The sequence below is a fragment of the Klebsiella sp. PL-2018 genome (genome assembly GCF_019048985.1).
GTDB lineage: Bacteria > Pseudomonadota > Gammaproteobacteria > Enterobacterales > Enterobacteriaceae > Klebsiella > Klebsiella michiganensis.
Window position 1 is genome coordinate 860,959 of the sequence record NZ_CP077673.1, and the last position, 16,549, is coordinate 877,507.

The following is a 16,549-nucleotide window of genomic DNA, read 5'->3' on the forward strand; positions in this document are numbered from 1 at the left end:
ATCCAGCCAAAAATGAACTCTTCATTTTGGGTAATGACTCCAACTTACTGATAGTGTTTTATGTTCAGATAATGCCCGATGACTTTGTCATGCAGCTCCACCGATTTTGAGAACGACAGTGACTTCCTGCCCAGCCTTGCCAGATGCTGCCTCAGATTCAGGTTATGCCGCTCAATGCGCTGCGTATATCGCTTGCTGATAACGTGCAGTTCTCCCTTCAGGCGTGATTCATAAAGCGGCCAGCCATCCGTCATCCATACCACGACCTCAAAGGCCGACAGCAGGCCAAGAAGACGCTCCAGCGTGGCCAACGTGCGTTCACCGAATACGTGCGCCACAACCGTCCTCCGTATCCTGTCATACGCGTAAAACAACCAGCGCTGGCGTGATTTAGCGCCGACGTAACCCCACTGTTCGTCCATTTCCGCGCAAACAATGACGTCACTGCCCGGTTGTATGCGTGAGTTTACCGACTGCGGCCTGAGTTTTTTAAGTGTCGTAAAATCGTGTTGAGGCCAACGCCCATAATGCGTGCACTGGCGCGACATCCGACGCCATTCATGGCCATATCAATAATTTTCTGGTGTGTACCGGGCTGAGAGGCGGTGTAAGTGAACTGTAGCTGCCATGTTTTACGGCAGTGAGAGCAGAGATAGCGCTGATGTCCGGCAGTGCTTTTACCGTTACGCACCACGCCTTCAGTAGCTGAACAGGAGGGACAGCTGATAGAAACAGAAGCCACTGGAGCACCTCAAAAACACCATCATACACTAAATCAGTAAGTTGGCACCATTACCTCATTTTGTCTATTTTTTTCAGTGATATCCAGGTAGTAGGCGCCCTGGCTACAGTTGAGCGCTTTGACTAATACCTCCTCTCCCTGCTTACCACGTAAGGTCAGAAAATACTTGAGGGCCGCGAGCGTTCGGGGGCCAATCTTGCCATCGGTTTTGATATCCTGGTAGCTTCTTTCTTCCCGATTTAGTGCATTTAGCCAGCGCTGTAGCCACACGCAGGGATAGTGGGGGCCAATATTGACTGCGGCATCGCAGAGTTCAAAGGAAATGGGGTAGGAGAGTGTTGATATCTGCTCGAAGCCAGGTTTAATCCAATAATCTTCTTCGAGAATAGAAAATGCTTCAGTTCGCGTCAGGTTGATCATCTCACCGGTATAACCATGGGCCCGGGCTGTCGCCTCAGTGATTCCCCAGTTGGTTGCACCACCTTTATCTTTCGGGTTCAGGCTGTAACCACCTTCCATCGCCAAAATGCCATCAATGATTGGGTTCATTTTTTCTCTCCTTGAATTAATGAATATGCAAATACATCACTGTACCGAAGGTGACAGAAAAGACCGTGGTTAATGCTGCCAGCGTCTTTCTGAAAACCTGTCGTTTGTTTTCTTTCTTCTTGCTTTCCATTGCTTTAATAGGGATCTCTTTATTAACTTGAATGCCTTGTCTTGGGATGGTGATAAAGAGATCGTTTATTCCAAGCGACTTCAGATCTCGTCTGATCAGGTAGAGTATTTGCGTTAAATTTGCATCATTGACAAAATGGCTACGACTTCCCCATAACTCTGTGGTTATTTTTTGGCGCTCAATAATATCCATATCAGCATTTTCGATGATGAAGCTAAGACACTTCGCCCTCATTGCCGTCATTTTAATGACCTTTGAGTTGGAAGCGGTTCTCAGTTCATACTTTCCTTCATTATAAACGCAATTGTCGTTGATGAGATAAGTTTTCATATTGTCGTCCTTTAGATATGATCCTGTTTGCTTGCGTTAAATATATTGTACGAGAATTGTCTTAATCTATTACTTGTCATCCGTATTATTGTAATGTCATTTGATGGTGAGAGCTTAATCACATAATCTCATGTAAGTTAAATGATATTTAACTAGATGATTAATGATATTTACTATGCTGCTGATGTTTTAATCCCGTTTTGATGAGATGCGTTTACCTGCTGATGAGCCGGAGATTATTACTATCATTTTGGCCTCATAAATTAGCGTGAAGCCTGTCTCGAAAACGTGATGTTTTGTGATTAGCCATCGCCTCGTAAGGATTGGATTATTGGCCCGGCAGAACGAACTGCGACAATTTTTCAAACTTAAAAGGAAATTAAAAATGGCTACCAGCAAATTGATTCAAGGCGATACGCTGACCGAAACCAGCAACGCCGCAGACGGCTTTAACCCGGCAACAGAAGTGAGCGCATACAGCTATACCTCCGCTCGCGTCGCTAAACCGGTCTATAACAAATACAAAGCTTCCACCACCAAACCCAAAGTCTTCGGCTACTACACCGACTGGTCACAGTATGATGGTCGTCTGCAGGGCGATGATTCAAAAGATAACCGCGGTCGCGGCTACGACCTGGCCAACGTTTCTCCTACCGCCTACGACAAAATCATCGTCGGTTTCGTCGGCGTGACCGGCTTCCACAAAGTAGACAACCTGTGGCGCGACGTGGTTGCCGAAGGTGCCGATCAGTGCGGAAAAGTGAAGTACGAGCCCACCTTTCTCGACCCGTGGGGCGACTTCCAGTCTTACGTTAACGTTGGCCATACCGTCAGCGGCTGGGATGTCGATCCGAAGACCGTGACCCAGAGTAATACTAAAGGCCTGCTCGGCGGCCTGCGCGATCTGCAGGCCAAAGCGAAGCAGCAGGGCCACGACCTGGTGCTGTCCATGAGCATCGGCGGCTGGAGCATGAGTAACGGTTTCCATGAAACCGCCGCGTCTGACGCCGCGCGTAAGGTCTTTGCCAAAGGCGTGGTAAAACTGTTCAAACAGTTCCCGATGTTCAGCGAAGTGGATATCGACTGGGAATATCCGAACGCCGAAGGCGCTGGCAACCCGTACGGCCCGGAAGACGGCGAGAACTACGCCCTGCTGATTGGCGAACTGCGTAAGCAGCTGGACGCCGCAGGCCTGAGCAACGTCAAAATCTCCATTGCCAGCTCGGCGGTGGTCAAGACGCTCGGCTACTCTAACGTCAATGCGCTGCTGGAAGCGGGCCTGTACGGTATCAACGTGATGACCTATGACTTCTTCGGTACCCCGTGGGCGGAGAGCGTGACCCACCACACCAACCTGAAGGCGCTGGAAGAAGGCGGCTGGGGGGTGGATACCGTTGTCGGCCATCTGCTGTCCGAAGGCTTCCCGGCAGAGCGAATCAATATTGGTTACGCTGCCTACACCCGTAACGGGCGCAACGCGGAGCTGGAATCCCTGTCCCCGCTGAAAGGCACCTATAGCCCGGGCACCGGCACCACCGTAGGCTCCTTCGAATCGGGCACCACCGAATGGTACGACATCATTTATAACTACCTGGATCTGGAAAACCAGAAAGGCCGTAACGGCTTCAACGTCTACACCGACAAGGTTGCCGACGCGGACTACCTCTACAACCCTGACAGCAAACTGTTCATGTCCCTGGATACGCCGCGCACGGTGAAAGCCAAGGGCGAATACGCCGCCAGCCTCGGCCTGGGCGCGCTGTTCACCTGGACAATCAACCAGGACAACGGGGTGCTGGTTAACGCCGCCCGTGAAGGTCTGGGCTATGAAATGGCGTCTGAAGTTATCGATATGGAGCCGTTCTATTTCGAAGGCATCAACGTCGACCCGGCGGATGAACCGGATGAAGAAGATGCGACTACCGACGTGAACCACGCGCCGAAAGCCGTCGTTGAACTGCGCGTCGTCGGCGGTTCTACCGTACAGCTTTCCGGTGAAGGATCCTCTGACGAAGATAAAGACGATATCACCTTCAGCTGGGGTGTTCCGTCTGAAATCACCGTGGCTGACAAAACCGTTCCCGTGATTGAGTTCGTCGTTCCGGACGTTTCCGTTAAAACCAACTTCCAGTTCACCCTGTTTGTCCGGGATGTCTGGGGCGAGCCTTCTACCCAGCAGCGTTTCGTGTTGGTCGCCGTTCCGGCTGCGTCTCAGATTCAGCCTGAGCCGGAAGAGGAAGATAGCGTTGTGCCAGTCGAGCCGGAAGAAGATACCACGCCGGCAGAAGATGAGACTTCGGGGGATGACGCGACTACGCCTTACCCGCTGTGGGATGCTGCTACCGTGTACGGTGGGAACTGGGGATCATTCGAAACGGTAAGCTGGAAAGGCCATAACTACCAGGTTAAATGGTGGTCTCAGGGCGACCAGCCGGATCTGAACTGCGCTGCGGGCCAGGCGTGGACTGACCTTGGTGCTTACTAATCCTTTTCATTAAAGGAAAAGGATTGAGTTCAACAATACAAGCCCCGGAAAACCGGGGCTTTTTCCACCAGGGAACGAGGAGTGTTGTCAATGACGGTCTCGATTAAAAACAGCCAGATCGATGTGAATAGCTGGTATCAAAAAATCACGTTAACCATCACCAATGAAAATAACCGTGCCGTGGATATGAATCATGCGGTCATTAGCTTTACCGGGTCCGGCCATCAGGATCCGTGGGGAAATTTTGGCGGTACCCTCAAAGGGGACATGCCTCTTACGTTAAGCGGTAAATCACAGGGGACCGTTGACGTCAATGAAATCATTATTAATAACAGCCGGCAGCTGTTACTGCAGCCGGGCGAAAGCGGTACGTTATTCTTCAGTTTTGCCGCCACTCAGGTTCCGGTAAAACTCTCGACCTTCACATTAACGCTGGCCTCTTCGGCACAAGACGAGACAACGGATGACGCTGCAGATGAGGTTGAGCCAGAACCTGAAGTTCCCGCCGATGATGATACTGATAGCCTGAAGCCCGAACCTGAAGACAATATCCCTGCTGATGAGGAAACGGATGAGGTTGCTCCGGAACCTCAAGAGCAGGGCGATGATGCGGTTAAGGAAGAGGAAGGGATAGTTATTGCGGCAAGCCAGCTGAGTACGACCAGCTGGTATCAGCGCGTCACCCTGACGCTGACCAATCTCTATTCCCACTCTATCGATCTTAATCAACTTAAGCTGGAGTTTACCGCCAGCGGGCATCCCGATCCTTACAGCCCGTTCAGCGGTTCTTTGCTCGGCAATAAGCCCGTGACGCTGGGCAGCGACGGCGGTTGGCCCATCGAGAAAAATACGATTACCCTTCATCATGATGGCGAGTTCTGGCTGACGGCCGGGGCCAGCGCCGAGCTGCAGTTCTTTCTTTCCGCGACCCAAACTCCGGTCACGATGAGCGGCTTAACCGCAACCCTGGCGCACGATCCTGGCCGTCAGGGGACGATTGAAATTCAGTTTCCACCGTTGGCGGAAAGCACAATCCTCAAGCCGACCATCGATCTGCGCTATCCAGACGCAACATCACAACGCTTTGCCGGCGAGTGGGGGCAGGCTTTAGTCATCGGCGATCTTAGCGCCGGCGATTACGCTATCACCGTGCTGGAGCTGTGCAATGATGATATGCGGATCGCGCCCGTTGAATCGACGTATCCGCTTAAGCTTGTTTCCGGCCATGACGCCCAGACCTGCCGGGTTGCGTATCAACCGCCAGTACCGTTGGCTTCGGTACGCCTGACTGTCGATGCCCCTGAGTTCATCGGCGCGGAAATGGTGGTTGAGCTGTGGACGGAATCTGGCGTCTGCGAAAGAACCCTGACAATGCCCGTCAATCAAATGCAGCTGGTGACCCGGCTTACCGCGGGGCACCGCTATCAGATGGGTTTGCAACCTGCGGTTATCAATAACCAGATGGTGACGACTCCCGCCCAGCCGACTATTTTTACCCCTGAACAAGGGGTGGCGAAAGAGGTCCTCGTCGGTTTCCGGCAGACGGAGGTTGATAGCCATGATTTTGTTGAGGTTCAGGCCACTATACTGGGCTTGCCTGAGGGCGTTTCGCCCCAGCGCTATCGGTTCTGCTATGGGCAATATCAATATACTCTGATGCTGGAGAGCACTCCCCATCTGCAAACGCTGGCGATGCCTATGGCTCCTGGCCAGTACAGCGTTGAGGCGCCAGAGGTTTATCTCTCCGGGACGCCGTGGCGCTGTGAACCGGACGCACCGCTGCGGCTGTTGCAAAGCGTCAACCATATCACCCTGGAGTTTGTTCAGGGCGTTCCCTTGCAGGTTAAAGGCTGGCCAAACTATCTCGCCCACGGTGGCGTGACGGTGAATGCGGCGGACACCGTATCGCTATACCGCGACGTCCCCTTCAGCGCCCTGTTTAAATACGATGGTTTTGATGGCGGCGGTGACCCCGTCCCGGCTGCGGAAGTGGATAAAAACGGCGACGGCTTTCTTGATTATGATTCGCTCCCGATTCACAAAACCGTTCCTCTGGTACGTGAGATTGAAAAAGAGGCGGGCCGTTGCGTAATGCCGGTCATGGTGGTGTATATCGCCAATGCCAGCGGCGGCAGTGCGCTCGCCGATCTCCAGGACGCTCAGCGGTTGCGTAACCATTTTGGCAACTTCATCACCCAGTGTCTCGCGGCGCAATCCTGGAAGGATGACGAGCATCCGGTTCCCGCCACCTTTGTGCTGAACCCCGATTTTCTTGGCGCGATGCAGCAGGAGCCGTATGGCTACGCTGCGGTGCGTCAAGCGAATAGCATGCAGGTTAATGTCCAACTGGCGGCCGCGATTAACGCTTTGCCTGCGCTTCCGGGATTCAGCGCGCCGGTGTTGCCGACTTTCTCTAACGATCTCTACGGTTATGTCCAGGCGATCAACTACCTTGTGCGGCAGTTCGCGCCGGATGTGGCATTCGGCTGGCAGACAAACGTATGGGCGACAGGAACGGCAGATTGGGTACTCAGGCCGAACGCCGATCCGGCCGCGCAGGGGACCGCTATCGCCAACTTTATCAATGAGCTGGGTGTCTATAGCGGTGAGTATGCGCCAGACTTTATCGCCTTTGATAAATTTGAGCGCGATTGCTTTAGCCCTGATGCATTAGCGCACTATGCCTGGAACGCGACCTGCTGGTTTAATTATCTGGGGATGGTAAAACACGCGGCTAAAGCTCTGCGTAAACCGGCAATGCTGTGGCAAATTCCGGGCGGCCATATGCCAACCGTGGATGAAGGCAACAGTAAAATTGCCGCCGCGCATTACGCATCGGGCGGAAGCTTCTTCATGGGCGATGCGCGTATTGGCTGCGATCTCGATACCATCGCGTCAGATCTGCTCAATACGACGGTGAATAGCGCAACTTACGGCGCGGCGACCGTCGGTGACTTTTTACGCCAGGATAAGGGTTACGACTGGGGGCAAATGCAGGCATTGAATCTACCCGACTACCATGTTTTCTCAGTACTGTGGGGCGGCGGCTCGACGGTAAGCATAACCACCATTCACTCTAATGGTGAAGATGGCGGTTGGCTTGCAGATAAAATGGTTGAGTATTATACCGCACCGGCCTATTTCAGTTAATGTCGCATTTACCCCGCCATAGCGCCTGAAAAATGCATCGCTGTTCATAGTGATTCAGAATATTTAATTTCTGAATCACTATTTTTTAGTGTATTTTTATTTCGGGAGAGATAGTTTCAGCAGTTATTTTATTGTTATGTTAATTTTTTGTTTTGCGATTTATTTGTGGTTGTTGAAGTTTATATTAAGAATTTGCGCTTTGTGCTAAGTATTGCGTTTTCGTGCTTGCGGCTAAAAATATACTTCCGGGAGGATGTTTATAATGAATTGAAGATAACCTCCGTTAAGTATATCTTGGGGTAATCTATGATTATGGTAATAATGAAAAATGAAATTAGACGTTGCTGAAAATGATAATGGGAATACCCTGCATTCCTATCTTTTTTCCCAACAGGCTAAACCGCATGCAGCGCTTGATGCACTCTTCGCCTCGCTATGGCCCTTCGGTAAACCTTTTAATTTGGCTCCCGGAGATGAGTTTTTACTGAATTCAGACGGGGAAAATAAAATTGTGCTGCTGGAGTCCGGTATATTTTCGTTTTGCCGCTGTGGCAGCGGACTTCATGTTAATTCCTCTTTTGCTCCCGCCATTATCGGATTAGTCGATAGTTATGGGGTGACTTACAATGTTCCGACCCGGCCAGAACACTTTCTGATAGCGGAAACGAAGTGCAGCGGGCGCGCAGTGTCTCTGCCCGACTTTATCAAGACTGTTGATGAGTGCGATCTGTGGCACGATGTCGCACGAATACTTGCCTATCGTCTGATGGTCATGAGCGTACGCGATCGTGAACTGGTTGGCGTGGACTCTTATCTGAAGGTGAGATCGTTATTAATCGAGCTTTGGGCTTATGCCAGCGAATATCGACAAAGTATTAATGTGCTTAACTTCATTCAACGCCGAACAGGAATATCCCGTAGCCGTACCATGAAGCTTCTCTCTGAACTGAAAAAAGGCGGCTATATAACTATTGATGGCGGCCGTTTAATAGATATGAAAAAATTACCCACGGCTTTTTAATACTTTTCAGGGCAAAGGTGTTTATTAGATTAGTAGTCACCTTTTAAACTTTCTTGGTACAGCAATCGTCGAGATATTCATATATTGATTATCCTGTCAATCATGCTAATGACGTAAAGAGAGATTTCCCATTGGTATAGTTTTTAAATATCTTATGGGGCATAAAAAGCGTCGACGATCGCGGCAATCGCTCATGCTTCATCCCATTCACGCTAAGCTAATACGCATAACCTTGAAGATGGCGATACGGATCCTTTCCTTATGGTCCGTTGAGGATGGAGCTGGCGTACCTCTGACTTCCTGTCCGGACAACGCAGCGCCCCCACTGACGATCGGACGGCCAATCTCTTAACGAGGGTTAATTCGTAAAAATCGAGTCTAATGGCAATTTAAAACTGATTTTTTCGAGGTTTCCGCATATGTATTATACTTTTATCGAGTTGTTTGCGGATAAGGTGAGGTAAAAGTGAAACATCTGCAGCGTTTTTTTCAGAGCGATGCTTCCGGGGGAATTATCTTAATCCTGGCCGCCATCATGGCCATGTTATTAGCTAATACCGGCATGACCAGCGGCCTGTATCGCTCTTTTCTGGAAACGCCCGTCCAGCTGCGCGTAGGTGCGTTAGAGATCAACAAGAACATGCTGTTGTGGATTAACGACGCGCTGATGGCGGTATTTTTCCTGCTTATCGGTCTGGAAGTGAAGCGTGAAATGAATCAGGGGGCATTGGCCAGCCGTCGCCAGGCGGTGTTTCCGGTGGTCGCGGCGTTGGGCGGCATGGTGGTGCCGGCGCTGGTCTACCTGGCGTTTAACGGCCAGGATTCGATTGCCAGAGAAGGGTGGGCAATTCCGGCCGCCACCGATATTGCCTTCGCGCTGGGCGTACTGGCGCTGCTGGGGAATCGGGTGCCCGCCGCGCTGAAGATTTTCCTGATGGCGCTGGCCATTATCGACGATCTGGGCGCCATTATTATTATTGCGCTGTTCTATACGCACGATCTTTCCGTCGTGTCACTGGTTGTTGCTGCCGGAGCCATTGCTGTGCTGGCGGGGTTAAATCTGTGCGGCGTACGGCGTACCGGGATCTATATTCTGGTGGGCGCCATACTCTGGACCGCGGTTCTTAAGTCGGGGGTTCACGCAACGCTGGCCGGGGTCATTGTCGGCTTTATGATCCCGCTAAAAGAGCAGAACGGCAAATCGCCGGCGAAGCAGCTTGAGCACGTGCTGCATCCGTGGGTGGCATTCCTGATCCTGCCCCTGTTCGCCTTCGCTAACGCGGGCGTTTCTTTGCAGGGCGTCACGGTCGAAGGGCTGACCTCACTGCTGCCGTTGGGTATTATTGCCGGGCTGTTTATCGGCAAGCCGTTGGGTATTAGCGTCTTCTGCTGGCTGGCGCTGAAGCTGAAATGGGCTTCGTTACCCGAAGGAACTACCTGTAAGCAAATTATGGCGGTCGGCATCCTGTGTGGGATTGGCTTCACAATGTCGATTTTTATTGCCACCCTGGCCTTCGGTAGCGTCGACCCCGGATTGATCAACTGGGCCAAGCTTGGCATCCTGATTGGATCGATATTATCGGCCGTCACGGGATACATAATATTGCGTAAGCGCGTAACGGATTCGGGCTACGCGGCTTAACATCTCACGGAGAGCCGCTACGGCTCTCCTGGACATTATCAGGGAGAGAAGCATGTCGCATATCAACTACAACCACCTGTACTACTTCTGGCATGTCTACAAAGAGGGCTCCGTTGTTGGCGCGGCGGAAGCGCTGTTCCTGACGCCGCAGACCATTACCGGGCAAATAAAGGCGCTGGAAGAACGCCTGCAGGGGAAATTGTTCAAGCGCAAAGGAAGGGGGCTGGAGCCTAGCGAATTAGGTGAACTGGTGTTCCGCTATGCGGATCGCATGTTTACGCTGAGCCAGGAAATGCTCGACATCGTTAACTACCGTAAAGAGTCGAATCTGCTGTTTGATGTTGGCGTTGCGGACGCGCTGTCGAAAAGGTTGGTGAGCGGCGTACTGGATGCCGCGGTCGTCGAGAATGAACAGATCCATTTACGCTGCTTCGAGTCGACCCACGAAATGCTGCTGGAGCAGCTAAGCCAGCATAAACTCGATATGATTATCTCCGACTGCCCCATCGATTCCACCCAGCAGGAAGGGCTGTTTTCGGTGAAAATCGGCGAGTGCAGCGTGAGCTTCTGGTGCATGAATCCGCCGCCGGAAAAACCGTTCCCCGGCTGTCTGGAAGAACGTCGACTGCTGATCCCCGGTCGCCGTTCCATGTTAGGGCGCAAGCTGCTGAACTGGTTTAACTCGCAGGGTTTGCAGGTGGAAATTCTGGGCGAGTTTGATGATGCGGCGTTGATGAAGGCCTTCGGCGCGGCGCACAATGCGATATTTGTCGCACCGACGCTCTATGCGCATGATTTCTATAGCGATGAGTCGATAGTCGAGATCGGACGCATGGACAACGTCATGGAGGAGTATCACGCCATCTTTGCCGAACGAATGATCCAGCATCCGGCGGTGCAGCGTATTTGTCATCGCGACTATTCGGCGCTCTTTACGCCGCCTCAGGCATAGGCCAGAACGGTTTCTTGCCGCACCAGTTCATGCGGAAGCATGAGCTGGCTGCGATAACCAGAACGCGAGTCGTGACGTATTACGTGATAAACGACAGGCATAAAAAAACCCGCTTTCGCGGGTTTTTTTACAAAGCGACAACAAGCAGGCGATTAAGCCAGTTTGTTGATCTGAGCGGTCAGGTTTGCTTTATGACGCGCAGCTTTGTTTTTGTGGATCAGACCTTTAGCAGCCTGACGGTCCACGATTGGTTGCATTTCGTTAAATGCTTTCAGTGCAGTAGCTTTGTCGCCAGCTTCAATAGCTGCGTATACTTTCTTGATGAAAGTACGCATCATAGAGCGACGGCTAGCGTTGTGCTTGCGGGCCTTTTCAGACTGAACGGCGCGCTTCTTAGCTGATTTGATATTAGCCAAGGTCCAACTCCCAAATGTGTTCTATATGGACAATTCAAAGGCCGAGGAGAATGCCCGTTTAGCCTTCTTTTGTCAATGGATTTGTGCAAATAAGCGTCGTTTAAACTAACAACGCTTTATTACGTAGTGATGGCGCAAGATTCTACCAGCTTGTTGCAGGCGAATACAGCCTTTCGACCATAAAAATCGACGACCCCGGAGAGATTTTCCCGCAATCTCGCGCTGAGTGAATGAATTCCCGGGATCTTTCGGTGAAGAGGTGCAATCGCTGGTTAACGTCGCCAGTTGTACAAGGTATACTCGGACGATTTTCACTGTTTTGAGCCAGACATGAAGCTGATACGCGGCATACATAATCTCAGTCAGGCCCCGCACGGGTGTGTGCTGACCATTGGAAATTTTGACGGCGTGCATCGCGGGCACCAGGCATTATTGCAGCGTTTGCGCGCAGAAGGTCGCCAGCGTGGCTTACCGGTGGTGGTGATGATTTTTGAACCACAGCCGCTTGAGCTTTTTGCCGCCGATAAAGCGCCCGCGCGTTTAACGCGCCTGCGTGAGAAGCTGAATTATCTGGCCGAAAGCGGCGTCGATTACGTACTGTGCGTACGCTTCGATCGGCGCTTTGCGGCATTGACCGCCCAGGACTTTATCAGCGAACTGCTGGTGCGCCAGCTGGGCGTCCAGTTCCTCGCCGTTGGCGATGATTTCCGCTTTGGCGCCGGTCGCCAGGGGGATTTCTTGTTACTGCAAAAAGCCGGCGTGGAGTTCGGCTTTGACGTCACCAGCACTCAAACCTTCTGTGAAGGCGGCGTGCGCATCAGCAGCACGGCGGTACGTCAGGCGCTGGCGGACGACGATCTGCCCCTCGCGGAGACGCTGCTGGGGCATCCGTTTACTATCTCCGGTCGCGTCGTGCACGGCGATGAGCTCGGGCGCACAATAGGCTTCCCGACGGCGAATTTACCGCTGCGCCGTCAGGTTTCCCCGGTAAAAGGGGTCTATGCGGTAGAAGTGACAGGGCTTGGCGACAAACCTTATATGGGCGTCGCCAACATTGGTACTCGTCCAACGGTCTCCGGCGTGCGTCAGCAGCTGGAAGTTCATCTCCTGGATGTTGTAATGGACCTCTACGGTCGCCATATAGATGTAATACTGCGTAAAAAAATACGTAACGAGCAGCGATTTGCGTCCCTTGATGAGCTGAAAACGCAAATCGCACGTGATGAGTTAACGGCCCGCGACTTCTTTGGGCTAACCGGCCAGGCATAACCCTGACGGTGTTTATCAAACCGAAATACGGAACCGAGAATCTGATGAGTGACTATAAATCGACCCTGAATTTGCCGGAAACAGGGTTCCCGATGCGCGGCGACCTCGCCAAGCGTGAACCGGGAATGCTGGCGCGTTGGACCGATGATGACCTGTACGGCATCATTCGTGCAGCCAAAAAAGGCAAAAAAACCTTCATTCTGCATGATGGCCCTCCTTATGCGAATGGCAGCATTCATATTGGTCACTCGGTTAACAAGATTCTGAAAGACATTATCGTTAAGTCCAAAGGGCTGGCGGGCTATGACTCTCCGTACGTACCGGGCTGGGACTGCCACGGTCTGCCGATCGAGCTGAAAGTGGAACAGGAGTACGGCAAGCCGGGTGAGAAATTCACCGCCGCCGAGTTCCGCGCTAAGTGCCGTGAATACGCCGCCACCCAGGTTGACGGACAGCGTAAAGACTTTATCCGTCTGGGCGTGCTGGGCGACTGGTCGCATCCGTACCTGACCATGGACTTCAAAACCGAAGCCAACATCATCCGCGCGCTGGGTAAAATCATCGGCAACGGCCACCTGCACAAAGGCGCTAAGCCGGTGCACTGGTGCGTAGACTGCCGCTCCGCGCTGGCTGAAGCGGAAGTCGAGTATTACGACAAAACCTCTCCGTCCATCGACGTGGCGTTCCACGCGGCCGATAAAGCGGCGGTGCTGGCGAAATTTGGCGTGGCCGATGTCAACGGCCCGGTTTCTCTGGTTATCTGGACCACCACCCCGTGGACCCTGCCGGCGAACCGCGCCATCTCGCTCTCCCCGGAGTTTGACTATGCGCTGGTGCAGGTTGACGGTCAGGCGCTGATCCTGGCAAAAGACCTGGTCGACAGCGTGATGAAGCGCGCCGGCATTGCTGATTACACCATCCTGGCGGTGGTGAACGGCGCCGAGCTGGAGCTGATGCGCTTTAAGCACCCGTTCCTCGATTTTGACGTCCCGGCGATCCTGGGCGATCACGTCACGCTGGACGCGGGTACCGGTGCGGTGCATACCGCGCCAGGCCACGGTCCGGATGACTATGTCATCGGTCAAAAATATGGCCTGGAAGTGGCGAACCCGGTTGGCCCGGACGGCGCCTATCTGCCGGGAACCTATCCAACGCTGGACGGCGTAAACGTCTTTAAAGCCAACGATGTTGTCGTTGCGCTGCTGTCAGAAAAAGGCGCGCTGCTGCACGTTGAAAAAATGCAGCACAGCTACCCGTGCTGCTGGCGTCACAAAACGCCGATCATCTTCCGCGCCACGCCGCAGTGGTTCGTGAGCATGGATCAAAAAGGTCTGCGCAAACAGTCGCTTTCCGAAATCAAAGGCGTGCAGTGGATCCCAGACTGGGGCCAGGCGCGTATCGAATCGATGGTCGCCAACCGTCCTGACTGGTGTATCTCCCGTCAGCGTACCTGGGGCGTACCGATGTCGCTGTTCGTGCATAAAGAGACGCAGGAGCTGCATCCGCGCACGCTGGAACTGATGGAAGAAGTGGCGAAACGCGTAGAAGTCGACGGCATCCAGGCGTGGTGGGATCTCGATTCCCGCGACATCCTCGGCGCCGACGCGGATAGCTACGAGAAGGTGCCGGATACGCTGGACGTCTGGTTTGACTCCGGCTCGACCCACTCTTCCGTCGTTGACGTGCGTCCTGAATTCGCCGGTCACGCCGCCGATATGTATCTGGAAGGCTCCGACCAGCACCGCGGCTGGTTTATGTCATCCCTGATGATCTCTACCGCGATGAAGGGCAAAGCGCCTTACCGCCAGGTACTGACCCACGGCTTTACCGTTGATGGCCAGGGCCGCAAGATGTCCAAGTCTATCGGCAACACCGTTTCTCCGCAGGACGTGATGAACAAGCTGGGCGCGGATATTCTGCGCCTGTGGGTGGCTTCCACCGACTACACCGGCGAAATGGCGGTCTCTGACGAGATCCTCAAACGCGCCGCTGACAGCTATCGTCGTATCCGTAACACTGCGCGCTTCCTGCTGGCGAACCTCAACGGTTTCGATCCGGCAAAAGATATGGTGAAACCGGAAGAGATGGTCGTGCTGGACCGCTGGGCAGTAGGCTGCGCGCAAGCGGCGCAGGACGATATCGTCAAAGCCTACGAATCCTATGACTTCCACGAAGTGGTGCAGCGCCTGATGCGCTTCTGCTCCATCGAAATGGGCTCGTTCTGGCTCGATATCATTAAAGATCGCCAGTACACCACCAAGGCTGACAGCATCGCGCGTCGTAGCTGCCAGACCGCGCTGTACCATATTGCCGAGGCGCTGGTGCGCTGGATGGCGCCGATCATGTCCTTCACCGCTGACGAAATCTGGGGTTACCTGCCGGGCGACCGCGAGAAATACGTCTTTACCGGCGAATGGTATACCGGCCTGTTTGGCCTGGACGCTGACGAAGCGATGAACGACGGCTTCTGGGACGCGCTGCTGAAGGTGCGTGGCGAAGTCAACAAGGTTATCGAACAGGCTCGTACGGACAAGCAGGTGGGCGGCTCTCTGGAAGCGGCGGTAATGCTGTACGCCGATGCCGATCTCGCGGCGAAGCTGAACGCGCTGGGCGATGAATTGCGATTTGTCCTGTTGACCTCAGGAGCGAACGTTGCCGATTATGCGCAGGCTCCGGCCGACGCCTGGCAGAGTGAACTGCTCAAAGGTCTGAAAGTCGTGCTGAGTAAAGCCGAAGGTGACAAGTGCCCGCGCTGCTGGCATTACACCACGGATATCGGCAAGGTGGCGGAACACGCGGATATCTGCGGACGCTGTGTCAGCAACATCGCCGGTGACGGCGAAAAACGTAAGTTTGCCTGATGAGTAAACCGATTTGTTCAACGGGGCTACGCTGGCTGTGGGTCGTCGTAGCCGTGCTGATTATCGATTTAGGCAGTAAATTCCTGATCCTCCAGAACTTCGCTCTGGGGGATACGGTATCGCTGTTCCCATCGCTTAATCTGCACTATGCGCGCAACTATGGCGCGGCTTTTAGCTTCCTCGCCGACAGCGGCGGCTGGCAGCGCTGGTTCTTCGCCGGTATCGCTATCGGTATCTGCGTGATCCTTGCGGTGCTGATGTATCGTTCTAAGGCGACGCAAAAGCTGAATAATATTGCCTACGCCCTGATTATTGGCGGCGCGCTGGGGAATTTATTCGACAGGCTGTGGCATGGTTTTGTCGTCGATATGATCGATTTCTACGTTGGGAACTGGCACTTCGCCACCTTCAACCTCGCCGATACCGCTATCTGCATCGGCGCGGCGCTGATTGTGCTGGAAGGCTTCTTACCGAACGCGGCTGCGAAGAAACAGGCGTAACAAAACTCGCCCGGCGGCGCTGCCGCCGGGCAAAACAAGTGAGCAACCTGCATGTCTAAATCAGTACAGAGCAACAGTGCGGTGCTGGTGCACTTCACCTTAAAGCTCGACGATGGCTCCACCGCAGAGTCAACCCGCAATAACGGTAAACCCGCGCTCTTTCGCCTGGGCGATACCTCGCTTTCTGAAGGTCTTGAACAGCATCTGCTGGGGCTGAAAGAAGGGGATAAAACCACCTTTTCGCTGGAGCCGGACGCCGCGTTTGGCGTACCGAGCCCGGACCTGATTCAATATTTCTCGCGCCGGGAGTTTATCGACGCGGGCGAGCCGGAAGTCGGCGCGATAATGCTCTTTACCGCAATGGATGGCAGCGAAATGCCCGGCGTGATCCGCGAAGTGAACGGCGATTCGATCACCGTTGATTTCAATCATCCGCTGGCCGGGCGTACCGTTCATTTTGATGTTGAAGTGCTGGAGATCGATCCGGCGCTGGAGGGGTAAG

General features: G+C 53.4%; 13 protein-coding genes. 9 read left to right on the plus strand and 4 right to left on the minus strand.

All coding sequences use genetic code 11. From position 1 onward, the window contains the following. Positions 1-44: 44 nt before the first annotated feature. From MKleb_RS04100 to MKleb_RS04110, 3 genes are all read right to left on the minus strand, one after another. Positions 45-742, minus strand: a protein-coding gene (locus MKleb_RS04100) for an IS1 family transposase (protein WP_223274117.1) whose coding sequence is annotated in 2 segments (ribosomal slippage) — positions 45-493 and positions 493-742 — 699 coding nt in all. Because the reading frame shifts where the segments join, the coding sequence is not laid out codon by codon here. A 33-nt stretch (positions 743-775) separates the two neighbouring features. After that, positions 776-1,291, minus strand: coding sequence for a glycoside hydrolase family 108 protein (locus tag MKleb_RS04105; RefSeq protein ID WP_217076487.1), 516 nt, complete (start codon positions 1,289-1,291; stop codon positions 776-778). Between the two features lie 16 nt (positions 1,292-1,307). Next, positions 1,308-1,751 (minus strand): winged helix-turn-helix domain-containing protein, encoded by a 444-nt coding sequence (locus MKleb_RS04110; RefSeq protein WP_025106852.1) that lies wholly within the window; start codon positions 1,749-1,751, stop codon positions 1,308-1,310. 385 nt (positions 1,752-2,136) lie between these two features. Here MKleb_RS04110 and MKleb_RS04115 point away from each other — a divergent pair, with 385 nt between their 5' ends. The 5 genes from MKleb_RS04115 to nhaR all read left to right on the plus strand — a co-directional run bounded on the left by MKleb_RS04115 (position 2,137) and on the right by nhaR (position 11,001). Continuing rightward, the gene (locus MKleb_RS04115; protein ID WP_217076488.1) at positions 2,137-4,236 is read left to right on the plus strand and encodes a glycoside hydrolase family 18 protein; all 2,100 of its coding nucleotides are present in this window, start codon (positions 2,137-2,139) and stop codon (positions 4,234-4,236) included. Positions 4,237-4,326: 90 nt separating this feature from the next. Continuing rightward, positions 4,327-7,386 (plus strand): hypothetical protein, encoded by a 3,060-nt coding sequence (locus MKleb_RS04120; protein ID WP_025108495.1) that lies wholly within the window; start codon positions 4,327-4,329, stop codon positions 7,384-7,386. A 328-nt stretch (positions 7,387-7,714) separates the two neighbouring features. After that, positions 7,715-8,407 (plus strand): winged helix-turn-helix transcriptional regulator, encoded by a 693-nt coding sequence (locus MKleb_RS04125; RefSeq protein WP_025108496.1) that lies wholly within the window; start codon positions 7,715-7,717, stop codon positions 8,405-8,407. 466 nt (positions 8,408-8,873) lie between these two features. Next, the gene (gene nhaA / locus MKleb_RS04130; RefSeq protein WP_025108497.1) at positions 8,874-10,049 is read left to right on the plus strand and encodes a Na+/H+ antiporter NhaA; all 1,176 of its coding nucleotides are present in this window, start codon (positions 8,874-8,876) and stop codon (positions 10,047-10,049) included. Between the two features lie 52 nt (positions 10,050-10,101). Beyond that, positions 10,102-11,001, plus strand: a complete 900-nt coding sequence (gene nhaR, locus MKleb_RS04135) for a transcriptional activator NhaR (protein WP_014227863.1) — start codon at positions 10,102-10,104, stop codon at positions 10,999-11,001. Positions 11,002-11,153: 152 nt separating this feature from the next. Here the strand turns inward: nhaR and rpsT are convergent, their stop codons facing one another. Next, positions 11,154-11,417 (minus strand): 30S ribosomal protein S20, encoded by a 264-nt coding sequence (rpsT, locus tag MKleb_RS04140; protein WP_003018940.1) that lies wholly within the window; start codon positions 11,415-11,417, stop codon positions 11,154-11,156. Positions 11,418-11,747: 330 nt separating this feature from the next. On the opposite strand from rpsT, the gene ribF reads away from it, so the two are divergent. The 4 genes from ribF to fkpB are packed head-to-tail and all read left to right on the plus strand — an operon-like array spanning position 11,748 to position 16,548. Next, positions 11,748-12,686 carry a bifunctional riboflavin kinase/FAD synthetase gene (ribF, locus tag MKleb_RS04145; protein WP_217076489.1) on the plus strand — a complete coding sequence of 313 codons (939 nt, stop codon included), beginning with the start codon at positions 11,748-11,750 and terminating at the stop codon, positions 12,684-12,686. Between the two features lie 44 nt (positions 12,687-12,730). Then, positions 12,731-15,547: an isoleucine--tRNA ligase gene (ileS, locus tag MKleb_RS04150; RefSeq protein WP_025108498.1), complete on the plus strand. Its 2,817-nt coding sequence runs from the start codon at positions 12,731-12,733 to the stop codon at positions 15,545-15,547. Then, positions 15,547-16,047, plus strand: a complete 501-nt coding sequence (lspA, locus tag MKleb_RS04155) for a signal peptidase II (RefSeq protein ID WP_004098485.1) — start codon at positions 15,547-15,549, stop codon at positions 16,045-16,047. The genes ileS and lspA overlap by 1 nt, the downstream gene beginning before the upstream one ends. A gap of 51 nt (positions 16,048-16,098) precedes the next feature. Then, positions 16,099-16,548 (plus strand): FKBP-type peptidyl-prolyl cis-trans isomerase, encoded by a 450-nt coding sequence (gene fkpB / locus MKleb_RS04160; protein ID WP_004098486.1) that lies wholly within the window; start codon positions 16,099-16,101, stop codon positions 16,546-16,548. Position 16,549: the final 1 nt, after the last annotated feature.

Coding starts and splice junctions, on each gene's coding strand:
- MKleb_RS04105 (WP_217076487.1), bottom strand. CDS start 1,291: ATGAACCCAATCATTGATGGCATTTTGGCGATGGAAGGTGGTTACAGC.
- MKleb_RS04110 (WP_025106852.1), bottom strand. CDS start 1,751: ATGAAAACTTATCTCATCAACGACAATTGCGTTTATAATGAAGGAAAG.
- MKleb_RS04115 (WP_217076488.1), top strand. CDS start 2,137: ATGGCTACCAGCAAATTGATTCAAGGCGATACGCTGACCGAAACCAGC.
- MKleb_RS04120 (WP_025108495.1), top strand. CDS start 4,327: ATGACGGTCTCGATTAAAAACAGCCAGATCGATGTGAATAGCTGGTAT.
- MKleb_RS04125 (WP_025108496.1), top strand. CDS start 7,715: ATGAAATTAGACGTTGCTGAAAATGATAATGGGAATACCCTGCATTCC.
- nhaR (WP_014227863.1), top strand. CDS start 10,102: ATGTCGCATATCAACTACAACCACCTGTACTACTTCTGGCATGTCTAC.
- ribF (WP_217076489.1), top strand. CDS start 11,748: ATGAAGCTGATACGCGGCATACATAATCTCAGTCAGGCCCCGCACGGG.
- ileS (WP_025108498.1), top strand. CDS start 12,731: ATGAGTGACTATAAATCGACCCTGAATTTGCCGGAAACAGGGTTCCCG.
- lspA (WP_004098485.1), top strand. CDS start 15,547: ATGAGTAAACCGATTTGTTCAACGGGGCTACGCTGGCTGTGGGTCGTC.
- fkpB (WP_004098486.1), top strand. CDS start 16,099: ATGTCTAAATCAGTACAGAGCAACAGTGCGGTGCTGGTGCACTTCACC.